The following is a 17,776-nucleotide window of genomic DNA, read 5'->3' on the forward strand; positions in this document are numbered from 1 at the left end:
CGGGCACGATTTTCGTCGAAGCGGCCAGGGCGCGTGATGATCCGCCCGAGAGGCGCCGAGCCTCAATGAAACCCATGAACCATGGTGACGGTTTGGAACTTTATGCTGCCCCGGTGCGCCATAATGATAAACTTACATCTGACCGCTGTGCGTCAGGAAGATGGGACGAGAAGCGTCGATGATCGACTCGAAAGCAATGAGCAATCCGATAGAAAACGGCGTTGGGGATGGTTCCCAACGTGGTCTTTCGCGCGTCTGCTCGCGTCTTGAAGGGCTCATGAACGCCCGCTGCATCGGGTTCGCGCTCATGCGCGCCTGGGTCTATCTGCTCTTCCTCGATATCACGGCGACGTTCCTCACCGGCAACAACAATCAATGGCTGCAGAACTCCTACATCGTGTCCACGGTGTTTCTGTGCCTTGTGCTGTTCGCGTGCGCGCTGTTCCGCCCTCAGGCGGAACGATGGGCGATTGGGCGCACTACCCGGTATTTCGCTCCCATCCTTGCCACGGTTGGCACGCTGTGCATCGCCGCGAGCGTGATTGACGGCGTTCCGGCGCCCGTGTTCTGCTTTGCCGGCGGTGCCCTCACAGGTATCGGCTCGGCGCTTATCGAAGTCGGATACGGCCAGCTCTACAAGATTGAAAGCTCGGACAAAACGAATCTCGAAGTTCCGTTCGCGTTCCTCATCGCGGCTGTCGTGTTCGCGTTCGTGGTGTCGCTCGATCGCTACGCTTCCGCGTTTATCTGCTCGGTCCTGCCTATGATTTCGGGTTGGATTCTGGCGTCGCGCCTTGAGGCGTTCAAGGCCGACCGCGACAAGCCGCGCGATGCGAACGCGCATATCGATCTCATGCGATTCGCCCTCAAGATTGGCGCCTGCGCCATGGCCGTGGGCGTGGCCGACGGCGCCGTGCGCGCGGTCTACATCTCGCACTACCAGATTTCGGTGCATGACTTCTATCAGTTCCCGCTGGTGATCGCCGGCGTGCTCACCACGCTCATCATCTACATCGCGCTGAGCCGCACGCCCGACGGCGGTCTGCGCAAGGTGTATAAGATCGTGGTGCTCATCATGGCCGTGTTCTACATGATGCTGCCCATCCTCGAGGGCTATACGATGGTGGGCTGCACGCTCGCGCTTATGGGGTACGGCACGTTCAACGTGCTCATCTGGCTCATCCTTGCCGAGATGGCACACAAGCATTCGCTCAATTCCATGGTCACGTTCGGCATCGGCTGGGGCATGGTGTCGCTCGGTGTGCTGATCGGGTCGCTGGTGGGGCGCCTGCTCACGTCGTTCGAGCCCTTCGACGCGCAGATGCTTTCGCTCGAGGCGGCGGGATCGGTGGGCCTGATTCTTCTGTCTTATCTGTTCGTGTTCAAGGAAAGCGACTTGGCGCGCATCATCACGCCTGCCGAGGCCTTGGTGGCCGATGCAGCGGAAAGCCCCGCCGTGTCGCACAGGGTGCGCTTCATGGACGCATGCGACGTTATCGCGCAGGAGTGCGAGCTCACGCCGCGTGAAACCGAGGTGATGAAGCTCTACGCCAAGGGACTCACGGGCACTCAGATCCAGGACGAGCTTTCCATCTCGCGCGGCACGTTCTCCACGCATCTGCGCCACATTTATGAGAAAACCGGGCAGCATTCCCGCCCTGAGCTCATCGCGCTGATCGAGAGCAATCGCGGACCCAAGGAATAGCAAGCAACGTTTATCTATCAGGCAAAACGCCCGCATCGTGCAACTTGCATGATGCGGGTTTTCTGCTTCTGGGACAACTTTCATAGACATTGCATGATGGATTGCCTCCTTGATTCCTCCACAATCGAACCGTTGGATTACGCGCATTGCTCGCGCGCAATCGGCAGGGGGATACGGAGCGTCGATCGGCATGTCACCCATCGCGTGCGGCGCTCTTGGGCAAAACGCCTGCGTTTAGGCGGCGTGCGGTCTTCGAGGTTCCGTCTCCGGAAAGTAGAGGAGCTCTAAGACAAGTGAAGGGGGAATGATGGGTAAACGTACCATGACGCGTCGCTCGTTCGCGAAGCTGTCTGCCGTGACGCTTGCCGCCGCCGCGCTCAGCAGCGCAGTGACGGGCTGCTCCACGCTGACCGAGACCGATACGAGCGAAGCCGTAGCGCAGGCCGGCGAAGTCAAGCGAATCCGTTCCTGCTGCCGCGGCTGCGGCAAGATGGAATGCGGCGTTTGGGTAACCGTCCAAGACGGCCGCGTCATCAGGACCGAAGGCGACCAGTCGTCGTTCCAGTCGTCGGGTAACCATTGCTCCAAGGGCCAGGCGTCGCTGCAGGCTTGCTACCATCCTGCGCGCATCTACCACCCGGTCAAGCGCACCAATCCTAAGGGAGAGGATCCCGGTTGGCAGCGCATCACCTGGGACGAGGCGATGTCCACCATCGGCAAGAAGTTCAACGAGTCCATCCAGCAGTACGGCGGCCAGGGCTGCTTCGGCATGTGCGGTACCTCGCGCCAGTGGGTGTACGGCCCCTACGCGTTCTATAAGTGGCTGTTCGACAGCCCCAACGCTCGCGTGGCATCGTCCATCTGCAAGGGTCCACGTCGTCTGATGGGTTGGATCACCTCCATCGACGGCGCGCCGTGGTTCGCTCTCCGCGATGGCCCGCGCGTGTACGTGCAGTGGGGCACCGCGCCTGAGAACTCAAACTACGACGACTCGTGCCGCAACATCGTCGACAAGATGACCTCCGCCGATGTGCACATCTGCATCGACCCGCGTCTGTCCGGCTCGGGCAAGGAAGCCGACTACTGGCTGAACCTGGAGCCCGGCACCGACTGCGCGCTGGCGCTGTGCTGGCAGAAGATCATCATCGACAACGATCTGGTCGACTGGGAGTTCGTCAAGCGCTGGACCAACGCTCCCATCCTCGTGTGCGAGGACATGGAGCCCACGGGCGGCCGTTACTTCACGCTTTCCACGCCGGTCAACGCCGCTCCTGACCTGACGGGCGACAAGCTCAAGACCCGCCTGCTCAAGGAAAGCGACATGAAGGAAGGCGGCAGCTGCCGCAGGTTCTATGCGTGGAACAAGAAGGCCAACAACGGCAAGGGCGGCCTGGTGTATTGGGATACCGATACCACTCAGTGGGAAGGCTGCCATCACACCGCTCCCTCGCGCGATGAGATGGAAGTCGTCTACGAAGGCACCTCGCAGGAAGGCTACCTGCCTCCGATTTCCTATCATGAGCTGGAAGAAGCCGACATCGACTTCGATATGACCGGCAGCCACGAGGTCACGCTGGCCGACGGCACCAAGCACACGGTTCGCCCCGTGTGGTCGTACCTGGTCGACTCCGTCAAGGATTGCACCATTGATTGGTGCGCCGAGATCACCAAGCTCGACCCGCAGATGATCGAGGAAGCCTGCCTCGTGTGGGCCACCCGTCCTGAGGGCCAGAACTACGGCAACGGCGGCATTCACCTGAACCTGTCGCCCGACCAGGAAGGCAACTGCACCCAGACGGTGCGCGCGGTCCTGAACCTGTCCTACACTACGGGCAACTTCGACGGCCCCGCCGGCAACCGCGGCCTGTCCCGCACCCCCGTTGACGAGCAGGCGACCGCCGCTCCCGGCTCCAACATGCCCCAGAGCGTCAAGAAGCAGCTCAAGGGTCTGGGCACGCCGCTTCCGTACTATCCGGACGAGGAGATCGACCCCACGAACATCCCCGATCAGTACGAGTGCTACAACAACATGGTGGGCAACGACAAGTACCCGCTCCTCTCCGTGTACAACGAATGGAGCGACGTCGTAAGCACCTACAACGCGATTCTCGACGGCGATCCCTACCCGATTCGCGTCGGCATCAACGAGGCTGGCTCGTTCATGAACGAGGGCAACGCCAACTTCGCGTGGGAGGCTCTGAAGACGCTGGACTTCTGGGTTGACCTGAACATGTTCCATCATCCCTCCACCGAGGTAGCCGACATCTGCCTGCCTGTGGCGCACTGGCTGGAGATCAACAACATCCGCGTGTCGCAGGGCGCTTCCGGCGGCATCGGATGCACGTGCCGCGCGGTCGATCCGCCGAAGGACGTCAAGTTCGACTACGACGTGAACCGCCTGCTGTTCGAGGCCTTCGAGAAGGAAGGCAACATCAACGGCACCTGGACCAACATCGCCGGCGACGCCCCCGGCGCCTACAGCTCCGATGAGCGCCTCGAGGATTGGTTCCAGGCTCATAACGAGGTCAACGGCTTCAACACCCGTTACCCCGGATGCAAGTGGGAGCACTGGGAGGACTTCTACAACGACTTCCAGGAGCATGGCTGGTGGAACGCCAAGGTTCTCGAGCCCAATCGCTGGGGCACCTATCGTCGTTTCGAGACCGGCTGGATGCGCATGGGCAAGGACGCCTGCACGGCCGCCCCGTGGTCGGTCGATGAAAAGGGTCAGCCCACCGACGCCAACTTCGGCTGCCCCACGCCTTCGGGCCTGGTGGAGTTCTGGCCGATGATGTTCGAGACCTACTGCATCGACAAGGCCAACGAGTTCGAGCCCGGCAAGTTTGACGTCGTCAAGGAAATGATGCCCAACTTCGAGCCCTGCCGCACCGCCCCCGGCGGCGAGTGGGATTCCGAGGAGTCCAAGCAGAATTACCCGATCATTCTGACCACCGGACGCCGTATCCCCGTGTACTTCCACTCCGAGCATCGCCAGCTGCCGTGGTGCCGCGAGCTGTGGCCGGTTCCTCGCCTGGAGCTCAACCCCGCCGACGCCGAGGCCTTGGGCCTCAAGCAGGGCGACTGGGCCTGGATCGAGGTCGAGCCCCACTCCGAGCTGGGCAAGAAGTACTGCAAGCCCATCCGCGAGTGCGTGGACATCTACGAAGGCATCGCTCCTGGCTGGGCGAACGCCGAGCACGGCTGGTGGTTCCCCGAGCTGCCCGCTCCGACGCACGGCTTCGACCTGGTCAACGCCGAGTGCCTGTGGGATCCCGAGGGCGGCGACAAGTTCATCTCGTCCACCCACATGCGCGGCGTGCGCTGCAAGATCTACAAGGCCACTCCCGAGAACAGCCCCAACGGTAACCCCATCCCGTGCGCTACCGAGGACGGCACCGAGATCATCTGGGATTGCACCGATCCTCGCCTGAAGGAATGGCTGCCCGACTACGACATTCGAGAGGAGGAATAGGCGATGACCCATTACGCGATTCTGACCGATCTGAACCGCTGCGTCGGCTGCATGTCGTGCATGGTCTCCTGCAAGGCCATCAACAACGTGCCCATCGGCAACTACTGGATCAAGGTCCTGCGCATCGGTCCCTTCAAGAAGGCCGACTACCAGACCCCCAATGACGTGACGATGTACTACCTGCCCACGCAGTGCCAGCATTGCGAGAACCCCGAATGCGTCAAGGTGTGCCCCACCCAGGCATCGCACATCACCGAAGACGGCACCGTGCAGATTGACAAGTCCAAGTGCATCGGCTGCCAGTTCTGCGTCATGGCGTGCCCCTACGGCGTGCGCTACCTCAACGAAGAGGAACGCGTCGTGGAGAAGTGCACCCTCTGCGAGCAGGTCACGTCTCAGGGCGGCCTGCCCCAGTGCGTCGCCCAGTGCGGCGGTCGCGCCCGTTTCTTCGGCGATTTGGACAAGGGCATCGAGACGTTCGAGGCCCCCAATATCGAGTACGACCCCAACCGCGACAACGCTGAGGCGTCCTACGACCAACTGTATACCGGCAACCGCATCACGTTCGGCGAGCTCGGCAAGGAGTACGACCCCAACACCGAGGTCCATCACCTGCCCAACGCCGGCAACGACCCGAGCTTCGTGTACGTGCTGCGCGATAGAGAATGGAAGGGTGGGGAATAATGGAACTTCAATGGCCACTGATTCTTTTCACCACTTTCATGGCGTGGTGCGCCGGCACGTTTGCGACCCAGTGCGTGCTCGCATTCCAGGGCAAGGCTGCTAAATCCCAGATGGCCTGCTGGATCACTTCCGCGGTCCTGCTGGTCATCGGCGGCATCGCCGTGTTCCTGCACCTGCAGCACTGGACGCGCATCTTCAACGGCTTCGGCCACATCACCTCCGGCATCACCCAGGAGTTCATCATCATCGTGGTCCTGGCCATCATCGCCGTGGTGTATCTGGCGCTGCTGCGCCGCAACGACAATCAGGTTCCCAAGTGGATTGCCGTCCTCGGCATCGTTGCCTCCATCCTGCTGGTCCTGATCTCGGGCCATTCGTACCAGATGGAAGCCGTTCCCGCTTGGAACACGTTCCTGTGGCCCATCGCCCTTCTGGGCGAGGCCTGCATCCTTGGACCCGCCACCGTTGCCGTCGTCATGACGCTGACCGGCGAGTCCGACGACGAGGTCAAGGCGCCTGGCGGATTCGCCTTCATCGGCTCCATCGTCAACGCGGTGTGCTCGATTGCCGCCGCCGTGTCGGTGACGTTCGCCAGCAACAGCCTGTCGCAGGTGGGCGCATGGTACGACCTGACCCATCCCACGCAGTCCATCGCCGCCGTCAACATCAACCCGTTCACGGGTGACGCGGCCATGATCATGTGGATTGGCGTCATCGTTATCGGAATTCTGGTTCCGATTGTTGCCTGCTTCATGGGCACCAAGAAGGGCAACTGGAAGATGTGGGCCGCCGTAGCGCTCATCGCCGCCGTCATCGGCGTCGTGTGCCTGCGCGTTGTGTTCTACATCTCCGGCGTGCACCTGTTCATGTTCTACTAATGAACGCAAGTCCTGCGCCGGCGCATGTCGGCGCAGGACGCCGCCTCGCATGAGGGCGGCAAAAGAAAAACGTCCTTCGAGGATGCGACTCGTTTCCCCCAACCCCCGTATGCAAACGGCGAATCGCATCCTCGAAGGACGTTTTTTTGTCCCTCGGGAGGGGTGCCCTGCGACCGCATGAGGCGGCAGCCACAGGGCTCATGCTGCGTGCGGGGCGCCTTGGGGCGTTCGCACGCAGGCTTGGTGCATCAGTCGAGCAAGATGCTCTTTGCCACGCGCGCCCTGCGCAGGCCGTCTTTGATGAAGATGCGCTCCACCTTCAGGTCGAGCTTCTCGGCTTCGCGGTAGGGCACTTCGGTGAAGTAGGTGACAAGCGTGGCATCGCTCGCCAGGCCCATGGAAACGATGAGTTCGCGTGCTGCACGGGAGCGCATGGCCTCGGCGCGGTCGGGCGCTACGGCGACGGTGTCGAAGGCCTTGTGCGGCGGCGTGAATCCGTTCACGACGCCCATGACGGCAACCGCCTTCGCCTCCACGCCGCAGCAGGCGTCTGCGCGCATGATGCGCACGCCGTCTCCTTCAGGGAGGCGTGGGAACAGACGCATGCGGGCGATTTTGGCGTACAGCGAAGCGGCATCGTCGTCTTCGTTGGCAAGCGAGAGGGCATGGGCGAGGCTTAGGGGAAGGCTTGGGCGTTCCTCCTGGTAGATAAGCCCCAAAACGCGAGTGACGAGGGCCTTGCCTTTGAGTCCAGCAAGCGTTTCCAGATGATGCCCCAGCTCTTCATAGGCACGCACTACGGTTTCGGCCTCGCTTGCGAATTGGAACGAATCGGCGCCGACCATGCCGTGTGCCATGGCGGTGAGCGTCTCGCGGAGGGTGCTTCCCTCGCGTGCGCAAATCTCGCGAATCTCGTCGAACACCTGGGCGTTGACCGTGTATTCCCCGAACCCGCACCAAGCGCGCAGCGATGCCTCGTCATCGGGGTTCGCGGCGAGGGAAAGCAGGCAGAGCACGCGCGCCGGACGGCAGGCGTCTTCGTAGCGGATGTCGCCGCCCGTGGCGAACGCTGCACTCTGAGGACGCGTGGCGATGTTCGCCTCGCACAGCGCCTTCGCGACGCGGCGCTCCCAAATGGTGCCGGGAACGATTACGGCGATGTCTTGCGCGTCAGTTCCTTCGTCAATCTGAGCGCAGATCCAATCACGTACCTGGGTCAGTTCGTCATCGGGGTTCAGGCATTCACGGATTTCGAAGGCGTCGTTCCCCTGCGCCGTGGTGGGTGCGTATGCTTTCGCTCCGTCCTTCTCGAGGGCGAGCTCGGCATGGCCGTAAAGCGTCTGGATGGCGGAAAGCCTGTCGGCGCCCATGTGCGCTTCGTCAAGATTCTCGCGCGACGCATGGGGCAGGGCATTTGCGAATTCCCCTATGCCGGCAACGTACGGGTACGATTCGAATGCCTGGACGCATGGGCCCGGGTCGCCCGCGATGCAGATGGATTCGGATGCGATGAGGTTGGCCACCACCTGGGAGGCTTTGCTCAGCGTCTGGTAGTCGTCGACGATGACGTGGGCTTTCTTGAAGCTCGCCAGAACGCTCTCGTCGCTTGACAGCGTGCGATAGGCGGCGTTGGACAGCTCGGCTTCAAGGTAGGCTTTCTGGCTGTCCAGCAGCATGGTCAGACGGGTATGCGCCTCGACCTCCTCCTTGAGCTCAAGCCATTCGGGGTCGATGATGTTTTCAAGCTCGGTATAGCACCGATAGAAAAAGCCTAGCATGCCCTTGATGCGCTTGGGGCGAATGCCCGTGCGCTTCATGTCCTCCAAAAGGAAGCTGACCTCGTAGCCGTCCAGCACGCGCGGCTCGCGCCCCGTGAGCTCGCGTGCTTCGGGAGATGAGAGCACGCCCATGACGAATTCGCGCACCGTCATGACGTCGACGTCTGTGAGCGCTTCGTTCGCACGGGCGAGCCTGCGACGCATGGCGTCGACCGCATCGGGCGTGGCCGCGAATACGATGATGTCACGCGGAGAGACCCCGTCGCTGACGAGCTTGGCTGCGTGCTCGACCAGTCGATGCGTCTTGCCGGTACGAGGGCCGCCGCAGATCATGCGTGCCTGAGGGGTCTGAGGAAAATCGAATGTCACGGTGGAGGTTCCTTTCGTTGTCGTGCTTGCCTGAAGAATCTCCTGGTGGAAAACGGCTGGCATGAGCCGGCTTCCACCAGGAGTCGGAACCGCCCAAAGGGAGGGAGGAGGCGGTTCCGACAGGTGGTGGTCAGGTCGCCGGGGTAGCGGCTATTGCTCAGTTACGTCGCCCGCTTCGAGCTTCTTTGCGCGGGCGATCAGCGGCATCGAGATGGCGTGGCCGGGGCAGGCCTCCACGCAGGCGCGGCACTTGATGCATTCGCTCATGTGCGAGCCGAGTTCAGGATGGCGCGGGTCGATTTTCACTTCGCACACTTGGCTGCACTTGCCGCATGCGACGCCCTTGCTGGTCTCGAGGCACTTGGAGTCGTCGATGGTGGGCACGAAGGTGCGGTTGGCCTTGCCCACCAGGCTCATGATGGCCGACAGCGGGCAGATGTGCGAGCACCACTTGCGGAAGAACACGACCTCGATGAGCAGGATGATGGGCGCGACGATGACGCCGAGGGTCAAATCGCCCACGCCGAACAGCAGCATCAGCAGCACGATGGTCGCGAACGTCAGGCCGATGGGGCAGATGAGGCAGAATACCGGGAATCCGAAGATGGCCGCGGAAAGCAGCGTGCCGCCCAGCACCAGGTGGCGCGAATCGAGCGTGCCTTTGGAGGCACAGGAGCCGTGGCCGCGGCAGGCGCTCTTCAGCAGGGCGCGGTCGGCATCGGTGAGCTCGATCTTATCGGAGGATTGGCCGGCGTTGTCTTGCGCGGCAGCTACCTCCTCCTTTGCCTTGAGCTTGGATTTGCTGGTGAACGCATAGCGCAGGCGCGAAAGAACGGGCGTAGGGCAAATCCATCCGCAGAACGCGCGGCCCAAAAGCAGAATGGCCACGACCGCGATGACCAGCGAGATCAACGCGTGCGGGATAAGCGTCTTGGACGCGAGCATCGTGGTGAGGGCGCCAAGCGGGCACAGCACCGAGATGGTTTCCCATCCGAAGTTGGAAAGCGATCCCAGGGGCAGATGGAGCGCGTAGGCCACGGCGAGCATGGCCATGACGATGATGGGGATGGCGATGCGCAATTTCTTCGACATGCTACGCCTCCTTCGCGACGGGGCGGACTTTGATGGCGCGTTCGTCGGTGGAGCTCACCACCGAGCCGGCCTGGAGCGACACGCATGCGGCCTCGCAGGCGCCACAGCCGTTGCACAGGGCGGTGTCGACCACGGGGCGGTTCTCGGAATCAAGCGAGATGGCCTCGAGGGGGCAGGCATCCACGCAGTCGCGGCATCCGGTCAGGCGGTAGGCGAGGCACGTGGTGGTGTTGATTTCGGCCACGCCGAGGATGGTGTTCTCGAACGTCGCGCCTTCGGGCGTGATGAGCGCCTGCGTGGGGCACATCTCCACGCACAGGGGTACGCCGCCGTTGTCCTCGGCGCACCAGTCGCAATAGGCGTTGTCGAAGTTCAGCGTGGGCGCGCGGAAGTTCAGGATGCCGCTTTCGAGATGGGCGGGCCTGATAATGTGGTGAGGGCACACCTCGGCGCACTCGTTGCAGCGAATGCACTTCGATATGAAATCGCCCTCGTCCTGTCCGCCGGGCGGTCTCACCACCGCCTGGGCGGGAATCGCTCCCACGCCTCCGATCGCAAGCATGACGGCGGCGCCTCCTGCGCCCAGGCACAGCGTGCGGCGCGTCATACCGGCGTAGGTTTTCTCCGATGATGCTCCGTGCTTCTCTTCGTGTGACATGGCTGCTCTTTTCGTCCTCTTGGTACCTTGCTCACGCTACGGTCAGCTGGTCGGGCTATTCGTCCTTGTTCGCGTCGGCCAGCACGTCGTCCAGGAATTCACGCTCGGTCTCCAAGAACCCGATGGTCAGAAGGGCGAGGCCCTTGTACATCATGGTCTTGGTGAACTTCTGCATATCGCTGGTGAGCATGGGTATCCAGGTGAGCATGTGCTCGCTCAAGAAACCCTGCTGCACCGCAAGCATCTTGTATGCCGCATCGAGGCGGTCTTTGCGCACGGCGTTGGCCACGCGATGGCTCATGAGCTGCATGAACTCGAGCTCCACGGCGGCGTGGTCCTCGGATTCCGCCCAGGTTTCGCTCTTGTCGTAGCCGTATGCGCGGTAGATCGCCAGCACCTCGTCGCGCGCCGCCTGCATGAGCAGGTGCTTCTCCGAGGTGTAGAACGACTCGTACGGAAACGCCGCGCCGCTCATGTCGTTGGAGTTGCCGATGAACGTGCGCGAATAGTCGACCGCCAGCTCGGTCAGGGCGCTGGGCGTCAGGTTGCTGAGCGACTTGGCGATCAGATAGTAGCCCTCGTCGGCGTCGGGGTTGCCGGTGGCGGCGGGGTAGCGCGTGGCGTGCATGGTGTCCAGCAGCGCCTGGTCGATTTCCACGCGATACAGGCGCGAGAGGAATCCGTAGGTTGCGCTGCGGTTTTCGCACAGGTTGATCAGGTTCTGCTTGAGCGCCTCTTCCTCGCTCAGGGGCTCTTCGAGCTCGGGCGCTTCGTTTGCGATGATATCTTCAGCCATGGTGGCCTCCTCTATTGGAATCAGGGTCGTGCGCTATTCGTCGGAAGCGGCTTTATCAAGCTCGTCGAGCACCGCATACGCCTCGCGGCCGGGCTCGGTGAGCCTCCATGCCTTGTCCTTCCACGCGATTGCGCCCGCTTCGGAGAGGTGGTTGATGAAGCGCTCGACAAAGAGGCGAGGCTTTTCCACCACGGGCTTGTTGTCATACATCTTGGAAAGGGCCTTCTGGTCGGCGCCTTCTTCGCAGTCGATGCGCTCGATGATCGTGCGGTAGATGCTGCGGTATTCGGGCTCGGCCTCGAGTGCCTGGCGGATGAGGGTACGCGGTTGGAAGCTGTCCAGCGCCGCCTGGCCTACTGGGGTAATGGACCAGAAAAGCTCGGGCTGATCGGCGGGCTCCCAGAATTCGGCGCCGTCGATGACGACGCGGTTGGGCTCGAGCACGACGCCCTCGAAGCTCGTGCCGTCGGCGGTCACGCGCTCGATGGCGCCCGCGCGACGCAGCAGGAGGCAGAAGTTGTCGGGGGAATACACCGAGTAATTGTCCTTCTTGAACTCTGTGATGAGCGCGACCGTGTCTTCATCGGTGCGGAGCTCTTGGACGAAATCGAGAATGCCCAGAAGCACGCTGCGCTGGTTCTTCATGGCGTCCATGAGGTCGGCGGTGCGCACCTCGGCAGGCTGCAGCTGTGCTTTCTCGGTGTCTTCGGCAAGGGTTTTGGCATCGGGGAATCCGGCATCCTGCGGGTCGAACAGACCGCTTTCGATAGGGATGTCGTCGATTTCCTCGTCTGCCTCGAAGTCAGCTAGGGGGTCGAAGGACTCCAGATCGGAGTCGTCGATCAAGAAGTCGGTTGAATCGTGCTGTGCCATATGGCGCGACCTCATCTCTGCATCGTCGTACGGTTCCAGGGCATAAAAGCCCGCGAATCCATGACGGATTCGTTCCGTATGCAAACGATTGCTGAGCGAGAATGCCGCTCACGTATTTCCCCCACCGAGAATAGTAAAGTCAGGGAGGTGCGGTGTCAATGGAAAACGCCACGGCCGTGTGTGCTTTTGGTTACGGATGGCGTCGAGGGCACGTATGCGCGCGTGCGTCCGCTATACTTTCCGCTGCAATTTACCAATGCCTTGAGTGGGCTTGGGCGGCGCCACGTTCCGAACCTGGTCAGGACCGGGAGGTAGCAGCCATAAGGGGCCTCTGACGAGCGCCCAATCCCACTCAAGGCATTTTCGCGCCGACCGTTTTGGCCGGCGCGTTGCATATATGCACGCAATTCGGCTGCAGGTTGGCTGCGAGAAAGGCCCGCTTTGGAAATCATTCAGTTCTTCGTCGACCTTCTTTCCGACCCGCGCGGTGCTATCGCGGGATGGATCATGACGCTAGGCCCCATCTGGGTGTACACGCCGCTGTTCCTCATCGTGTTCGTGGAAACGGGCCTGGTGTTCTTTCCGTTCTTGCCGGGCGATTCGCTGCTGTTCGCGGCGGGCGTGTTCTCGGCGCCCGGCGGCGGGCTGCATGTTGGCGTGACCTGGCTCGTGTTCGTGGCCGCCGCCATTTTGGGCAACACGTCCAACTATTGGATCGCGCGCTTGTTCGGCAGCCGCATCATAGACTCCGGCAAAGTGAAGGCGCTCACGCCCGAGCGTATGGCCAAGCTGGACCACTTCTTTGAGAAGTACGGCGGCTTGACCATCGTCATCACGCGCTTCATGCCGTTCTTCCGCACATTTGCCCCGTTCATCGCCGGCACGGGCCATATGAACTTCGCCAAGTTCACGCTGTTCAACGCCATCGGCGGTATCTCGTGGGTGAGCCTGTTCGTGTTCGTGGGCTACTTCTTCGGCGGCATCCCGTTCGTGCAGGAGCATTTCGAGGTCATCGTGTTGGGCATCGTGGCGGTGTCGGTGGCGCCTGCGGTCATCGGCGCCGTGAAGGCGGCCATGGCTTCGCGTAAAAGCAAGGCGAGCGATTCTGCCGAGGATGCTCCGCGCGGGAAGCATGCAAAATAGACCATGAAGGTTCTTATCGCATCTGACATTCATGGCTCCGCTTCTTGGGCGCAACGCTTGGCTGACGAGGCGGAGCGTCTGCGGCCTGATCGCATCGTTCTTTTGGGTGATCTTCTCTACCATGGTCCGCGCAATGCGTTGCCGCAGGGCTATGACCCCATGCGCGTGGCCGAGATTCTCAATGGGCTGGCGGCATCGGGGCGTTTGCTGGCCGTGCGCGGCAACTGCGATGCCGAAGTCGATCAGATGGTGTTGAACTTTCCTTGTATGGCCGACTTCGCACAGCTTGTGGATGACGCGGGTCGCACGCTGTTTTTCACGCATGGACATGTTCATGGTGCAGGTTTCCACAACAGCGTTGATGCGCTTCCGATGCTGCCCGAGGGGTCTGCCGTGGTGTTCGGTCATACTCATATAAAGGTGAACGAGGCCGCCCCGACGCATCCTGGCGTGTGGGCGTTCAATCCGGGAAGCCTCTCTATTCCCAAAGACGGGACGCATAGCCTGGGGCGGTACGTGAGCGGCGCGCCCATCGAAGAGGCTTTCAGCCATATTGTGCTTCAGTAACGTTTTGCTGTGCGTTCGTGTGTCAAAAATGAATAGCGCGGAAAATTTTTGCTTGAGTTAGAGTTCACTCAAGGGAGTATGCTCTCTTTCGTAAAGGGAAAGCGTCGACGAAAGAGGGCGAATATGGACGAAAAGAAGATTGCCGAGGCGAAGACGAGCCTGGGTGAGTCAATGGTGTTTCCCATCGGTGAGCCGAACGATGCGTATGCGCAGTATTTCATCGGGCAAAGCTATCTGGCGCCGCTGACCACTGAGCGCGTGTTCGTGTCCAACGTGACGTTCGAGCCGGGCTGCCGCAACAATTGGCACGTGCATCATGGTGCAGGCCAAATTCTCATCGTGGTGGGCGGTCGCGGCTGGTACCAGGAGTGGGGCAAGCCCGCGCAGGAGCTCAAGCCGGGTGATGTGGTGAACATTCCGCCCGAGGTCAAGCATTGGCACGGTGCCGCCGCCGACAGCTGGTTCAGCCATATCGCGTTCTCGGAACCGGTTGAGGGCGCCACGAACGAATGGCTGGAGCCGGTGGACGATGCGCAATACGGTGCGCTGGAATAAATCAAGATAAAAGCGCGGGCCCGCGGAAAGAATTCTCGCGGGCCCGCTTTGCGCGCCTCGCGCAAGGGATGCGCCGGTCGTCCCGTAGTTTGGTGGAATCGACCGCTTGCACTTCTTGCGCACGAAGGATGCACAGGCGCGAGGTGCACACGGGCGAGAGGAGCTTTCGGTATGCCCATTACGGATGAGTTCAAAGTGACAAATCCCGAATACGTTGCGATCGTCGAGTCTTTTCTCAACGAGGCGAAGGAAGAGGAAACGGTGAGGCTGCCTGAACGCACGCGTCATCTTGCGATTATGGCGGCACTTCTGGGGTGCCAGGGCGTGGATGCGTTTCGCGCGGAAGTTGCGGACGCCCTTGTTGATGGCGTGACGCCAGCCGAGGTGGAAGAGGTGGTCTATCAGGCTACCGACTACTTAGGACTTGGACGTGTGGCCCCGTTCGTGGCTGCGATGAACGGGGCGTTTGACGCGGCGGACATTCCGCTTGATCGCGGCGCAAAGAGGGCGACCGTGACTACCGATGACCGGCTTGAAAAGGGCAACGCCTGCCAGATCGAGATTTTCGGCGAAGGTATGCGCGAAAGCTGGAAGAATGGCCCGGCCGAGCGTGCGACAGTGAATCGCTGGCTGGCGGCCAACTGCTTCGGCGACTATTACACACGCGAGGGGCTCACGCTTGCTGAGCGCGAGATGATTACGCTGTGTTACCTGGTGGCGCAGGGCGGCTGCGACCCGCAGGCCACGGCGCATGCGGGCGGCAATCTGAGCATGGGCAACAGCAAGGAATTCCTGTATGCCGTGATTCACCAGATTCTGCCGTATATCGGGTATCCTCGCAGCTTGAACGGGCTCGCGTGCATCGATGCAGCGGCGAAGGCTACGGAATAGCAAGGGCGGCTCTCTCGGGCGATGGTTGCCACCGCGCAAGTTTTAGTGTGCGACGCCAGATTGAGCCGCATTCCTCAAATGAAAGGAACGATTATGAGTAAAGCGCTGGTTGCATATTTCTCCGCTACGGGAACCACGGAGCGTTTGGCAGAGAAGGTTGCGAAGGCGACGGGCGGCGACCTGTTTGAGATTCACCCTTCGGCGCCCTACACGTCGGCCGATTTGAACTGGCATGACGTGAAAAGCCGCAGCAGCGTGGAGATGAACGACCGCGCCTCGCGCCCCGAGATTGCGGAGCTGCCCGACGTGTCCAGCTACGATACGGTGTTTATCGGCTTTCCTATCTGGTGGTATACCGCGCCGCATATCATCTGGGCGTTTGTCGAACAGGCGGGGCTTTCCGGCAAGACCGTGGTGACGTTTGCCACATCGGGCGGAAGCTCTATGGGCGGCACCACGTCTGACCTGCAAGCTCTTACGTCCGTCGACGTCAACTGGATCGACGGCAAAGTACTCAACGGCGCAAGTGATGCCGCGGTGGCAAAGTGGGTGGAGAGCCTGGGGCTGTAACGACGGTTGTGAGTCATTTGCCTGGACCGGGATAGCTACTGGCTCGGATTGGCTGGAAATAGATTGCGATACGGTGCAGTTTTTAAGAGGGGGACAGAGTAGGCAAGAATAGTGGGCCGCTCTGTCCTGGTAAAACGAAGCTCATGTTGCTGGTCTTCTTGCGCGCCTTTTGAAAAACTGCACCGTATCGCGATTTGTTGCATCGGCGGTGCGGAAAAGGATGCGAAATGGCCCCGATTCGTATGCGTCTGCGCGAATCGGGGCCTGTGTCGTGCTTCGAGTTGTGAATTGTCGAAGTGGGATGTCCTACTTCTTGCCGAACAGGCCGCCCAGGCCCTCGGCGATACCGCCGAGCGGAGTGTTTTCCAGCACGCCGCCCAGGTTCTCGGTGATGGAACCGAGGTCGAGGCCTTCGGCGATGCTGCCCAGGTCAAGGTCGCCGCCGGCAATCTTGTCCTTCACGCCGCTGACGATTTCGGCGATGTCTCCTTCGCCCAGCGTCTGGCCGGTGAGCTCTTCGATGGCGGCCTTGGGGTCGGCCAGGAAGTCCTGGGCCTTTTCGGGCGCAGCGCCCAGCGATTCGGTCACCTGTCCGATGATGCTCTGAATGTCCATGGGGGGGGGGTCCTTTCGTGCGAGAGGATGGTCTGCATGTCGCAATGTATATAGTATCAACCGCTGATGCTCCGTCGAAGTGGGGCAGATTCAATGAGGGGTTGAATGTGGCGGCGGACGGGTCCATTGGCGGCGCGATGGAATAACCCTGCTTCGAGGCGGAATGCGCGCGGCGGTTGGGCGAGAGTGCGGTACCATGACAAGGATAGTCTGAAAGACGATTCGCGCGCGTGCGCCTGCGGGTGCAGGGGCTTGCACGTTACGGGGTGCGGTCCTGCGGCGCATCGTCTCTGCTTGTGAGCACGCAAGAAAAGGTGGCATGCATGTCCGAGGCTTTGTATAGGAAATATCGTCCGCAGACGTTCGAAGATGTGGTGGGGCAAACCCACATTGAACGCACGCTCAAAAACGCCATCGAGTCGGATAAGGTGAGCCACGCGTATCTGTTCTGCGGTCCGCGCGGCACGGGCAAGACCACTACGGCGCGCCTGCTTGCCAAGGCGCTGCTGTGCGACCATGGCCCCACGCCCTCGCCCGACGGCACGTGCGAGCAGTGCCTGGCCATCGCCGACGGGACGCACCCCGATGTGAACGAGATGGACGCCGCAAGCCGCACCGGCGTGGAAAACGTCCGTGAGGAGATCATCGGGCGCGTGCAGTACGCCCCCACGCGCGGCCGCTACAAGATCTATATCATCGACGAGGTCCACATGCTGTCTACGGCGGCGTTCAACGCGCTGCTCAAGACGCTGGAAGAGCCGCCTGACCACGTGGTGTTCATCCTGTGCACCACCGATCCGCAGAAGGTGCCCGAAACCATCCACTCGCGCTGCCAGCGCTTCGATTTCCGCCGCATCTCGAACGAGGCCATCGTCTCGCGCCTCGGCGCCATCTGCGTGGCCGAGGGCGTGGAGTTCGAAGGCGATGCGCTGGAGCTGGTGGCCTATCGGGCCGACGGCGGCATGCGCAACGCGCTCACCTCGCTCGAGCAGCTCATCGCGTTCGGCGAGGGGAAGGTCACGCTCGAGGTGGCGGAGCGCCTGCTCGGCTCGGTCGACGTGAGCGACATGGGCGAGATCATGCGCGCCGTGGGCACGCGCGATGTGGCGGCGTGCTTCACGTGGACGGCC

General features: G+C 61.7%; 16 protein-coding genes and 1 other RNA gene. 11 read left to right on the top strand and 6 right to left on the bottom strand.

Annotation, left to right across the window (positions count from 1 at the left end):
* The first annotated feature begins 178 nt into the window (after window positions 1-178).
* The 4 genes from Q0J60_RS01925 to Q0J60_RS01940 all read left to right on the top strand — a co-directional run bounded on the left by Q0J60_RS01925 (window position 179) and on the right by Q0J60_RS01940 (window position 6,739).
* Window positions 179-1,705: a helix-turn-helix transcriptional regulator gene (locus Q0J60_RS01925; RefSeq protein WP_294438512.1), complete on the top strand. Its 1,527-nt coding sequence runs from the start codon at window positions 179-181 to the stop codon at window positions 1,703-1,705.
* 307 nt (window positions 1,706-2,012) lie between these two features.
* Entirely contained in the window at window positions 2,013-5,177 is a 3,165-nt protein-coding gene (locus tag Q0J60_RS01930; protein WP_294438513.1) for a molybdopterin-dependent oxidoreductase, read from the top strand.
* 3 nt (window positions 5,178-5,180) lie between these two features.
* A complete protein-coding gene (locus Q0J60_RS01935) occupies window positions 5,181-5,861 on the top strand; it encodes a 4Fe-4S dicluster domain-containing protein (RefSeq protein WP_123207998.1) in 681 nt (226 codons plus the stop codon).
* The gene (locus Q0J60_RS01940; protein ID WP_294438514.1) at window positions 5,861-6,739 is read left to right on the top strand and encodes a DmsC/YnfH family molybdoenzyme membrane anchor subunit; all 879 of its coding nucleotides are present in this window, start codon (window positions 5,861-5,863) and stop codon (window positions 6,737-6,739) included. The genes Q0J60_RS01935 and Q0J60_RS01940 overlap by 1 nt, the downstream gene beginning before the upstream one ends.
* A gap of 248 nt (window positions 6,740-6,987) precedes the next feature.
* On the opposite strand, the gene Q0J60_RS01945 is transcribed toward Q0J60_RS01940, so the two are convergent.
* The 5 genes from Q0J60_RS01945 to Q0J60_RS01965 form a co-directional block, all read right to left on the bottom strand.
* The gene (locus Q0J60_RS01945; protein ID WP_294438515.1) at window positions 6,988-8,886 is read right to left on the bottom strand and encodes a UvrD-helicase domain-containing protein; all 1,899 of its coding nucleotides are present in this window, start codon (window positions 8,884-8,886) and stop codon (window positions 6,988-6,990) included.
* 150 nt (window positions 8,887-9,036) lie between these two features.
* Window positions 9,037-9,978, bottom strand: coding sequence for a 4Fe-4S binding protein (locus tag Q0J60_RS01950; RefSeq protein WP_294438516.1), 942 nt, complete (start codon window positions 9,976-9,978; stop codon window positions 9,037-9,039).
* Window position 9,979: 1 nt separating this feature from the next.
* Window positions 9,980-10,636, bottom strand: coding sequence for a 4Fe-4S dicluster domain-containing protein (locus Q0J60_RS01955; RefSeq protein WP_294438517.1), 657 nt, complete (start codon window positions 10,634-10,636; stop codon window positions 9,980-9,982).
* 55 nt (window positions 10,637-10,691) lie between these two features.
* Window positions 10,692-11,432 (bottom strand): molecular chaperone, encoded by a 741-nt coding sequence (locus Q0J60_RS01960; RefSeq protein WP_294438518.1) that lies wholly within the window; start codon window positions 11,430-11,432, stop codon window positions 10,692-10,694.
* A 33-nt stretch (window positions 11,433-11,465) separates the two neighbouring features.
* A complete protein-coding gene (locus tag Q0J60_RS01965) occupies window positions 11,466-12,305 on the bottom strand; it encodes a hypothetical protein (RefSeq protein WP_294438519.1) in 840 nt (279 codons plus the stop codon).
* 262 nt (window positions 12,306-12,567) lie between these two features.
* Here Q0J60_RS01965 and ffs point away from each other — a divergent pair.
* From ffs to Q0J60_RS01995, 6 genes are all read left to right on the top strand, one after another.
* Window positions 12,568-12,663: signal recognition particle sRNA small type (ffs, locus tag Q0J60_RS01970), an RNA gene on the top strand.
* Window positions 12,664-12,746: 83 nt separating this feature from the next.
* Complete coding sequence (locus Q0J60_RS01975; RefSeq protein ID WP_294438521.1) at window positions 12,747-13,448, top strand: VTT domain-containing protein; 702 nt, start codon at window positions 12,747-12,749, stop codon at window positions 13,446-13,448.
* 3 nt (window positions 13,449-13,451) lie between these two features.
* Complete coding sequence (yfcE, locus tag Q0J60_RS01980; protein ID WP_294438523.1) at window positions 13,452-14,015, top strand: phosphodiesterase; 564 nt, start codon at window positions 13,452-13,454, stop codon at window positions 14,013-14,015.
* Between the two features lie 123 nt (window positions 14,016-14,138).
* A complete protein-coding gene (locus tag Q0J60_RS01985; protein WP_294438525.1) occupies window positions 14,139-14,570 on the top strand; it encodes a cupin domain-containing protein in 432 nt (143 codons plus the stop codon).
* A 171-nt stretch (window positions 14,571-14,741) separates the two neighbouring features.
* Window positions 14,742-15,461 carry a carboxymuconolactone decarboxylase family protein gene (locus Q0J60_RS01990; protein WP_294438526.1) on the top strand — a complete coding sequence of 240 codons (720 nt, stop codon included), beginning with the start codon at window positions 14,742-14,744 and terminating at the stop codon, window positions 15,459-15,461.
* A 93-nt stretch (window positions 15,462-15,554) separates the two neighbouring features.
* The gene (locus Q0J60_RS01995) at window positions 15,555-16,031 is read left to right on the top strand and encodes a flavodoxin (protein WP_294438527.1); all 477 of its coding nucleotides are present in this window, start codon (window positions 15,555-15,557) and stop codon (window positions 16,029-16,031) included.
* Window positions 16,032-16,337: 306 nt separating this feature from the next.
* On the opposite strand, the gene Q0J60_RS02000 is transcribed toward Q0J60_RS01995, so the two are convergent.
* Window positions 16,338-16,646, bottom strand: coding sequence for a hypothetical protein (locus Q0J60_RS02000; RefSeq protein ID WP_294438528.1), 309 nt, complete (start codon window positions 16,644-16,646; stop codon window positions 16,338-16,340).
* Window positions 16,647-16,969: 323 nt separating this feature from the next.
* Here Q0J60_RS02000 and dnaX point away from each other — a divergent pair.
* The coding region (gene dnaX / locus Q0J60_RS02005; protein ID WP_294438531.1) for a DNA polymerase III subunit gamma/tau at window positions 16,970-17,776 on the top strand (807 nt) is incomplete at its 3' end.

Origin of the sequence: uncultured Slackia sp., assembly GCF_944321625.1 — a bacterium.
GTDB lineage: Bacteria > Actinomycetota > Coriobacteriia > Coriobacteriales > Eggerthellaceae > Slackia.

Excerpts from the sequence above, each read along its gene's own strand:
- Q0J60_RS01925 (WP_294438512.1), top strand. The coding sequence starts at position 179 with ATGATCGACTCGAAAGCAATGAGCAATCCGATAGAAAACGGCGTTGGG.
- Q0J60_RS01930 (WP_294438513.1), top strand. The coding sequence starts at position 2,013 with ATGGGTAAACGTACCATGACGCGTCGCTCGTTCGCGAAGCTGTCTGCC.
- Q0J60_RS01935 (WP_123207998.1), top strand. The coding sequence starts at position 5,181 with ATGACCCATTACGCGATTCTGACCGATCTGAACCGCTGCGTCGGCTGC.
- Q0J60_RS01940 (WP_294438514.1), top strand. The coding sequence starts at position 5,861 with ATGGAACTTCAATGGCCACTGATTCTTTTCACCACTTTCATGGCGTGG.
- Q0J60_RS01950 (WP_294438516.1), bottom strand. The coding sequence starts at position 9,978 with ATGTCGAAGAAATTGCGCATCGCCATCCCCATCATCGTCATGGCCATG.
- Q0J60_RS01955 (WP_294438517.1), bottom strand. The coding sequence starts at position 10,636 with ATGTCACACGAAGAGAAGCACGGAGCATCATCGGAGAAAACCTACGCC.
- Q0J60_RS01960 (WP_294438518.1), bottom strand. The coding sequence starts at position 11,432 with ATGGCTGAAGATATCATCGCAAACGAAGCGCCCGAGCTCGAAGAGCCC.
- Q0J60_RS01965 (WP_294438519.1), bottom strand. The coding sequence starts at position 12,305 with ATGGCACAGCACGATTCAACCGACTTCTTGATCGACGACTCCGATCTG.
- yfcE (WP_294438523.1), top strand. The coding sequence starts at position 13,452 with ATGAAGGTTCTTATCGCATCTGACATTCATGGCTCCGCTTCTTGGGCG.
- Q0J60_RS01985 (WP_294438525.1), top strand. The coding sequence starts at position 14,139 with ATGGACGAAAAGAAGATTGCCGAGGCGAAGACGAGCCTGGGTGAGTCA.
- Q0J60_RS01990 (WP_294438526.1), top strand. The coding sequence starts at position 14,742 with ATGCCCATTACGGATGAGTTCAAAGTGACAAATCCCGAATACGTTGCG.
- Q0J60_RS01995 (WP_294438527.1), top strand. The coding sequence starts at position 15,555 with ATGAGTAAAGCGCTGGTTGCATATTTCTCCGCTACGGGAACCACGGAG.
- Q0J60_RS02000 (WP_294438528.1), bottom strand. The coding sequence starts at position 16,646 with ATGGACATTCAGAGCATCATCGGACAGGTGACCGAATCGCTGGGCGCT.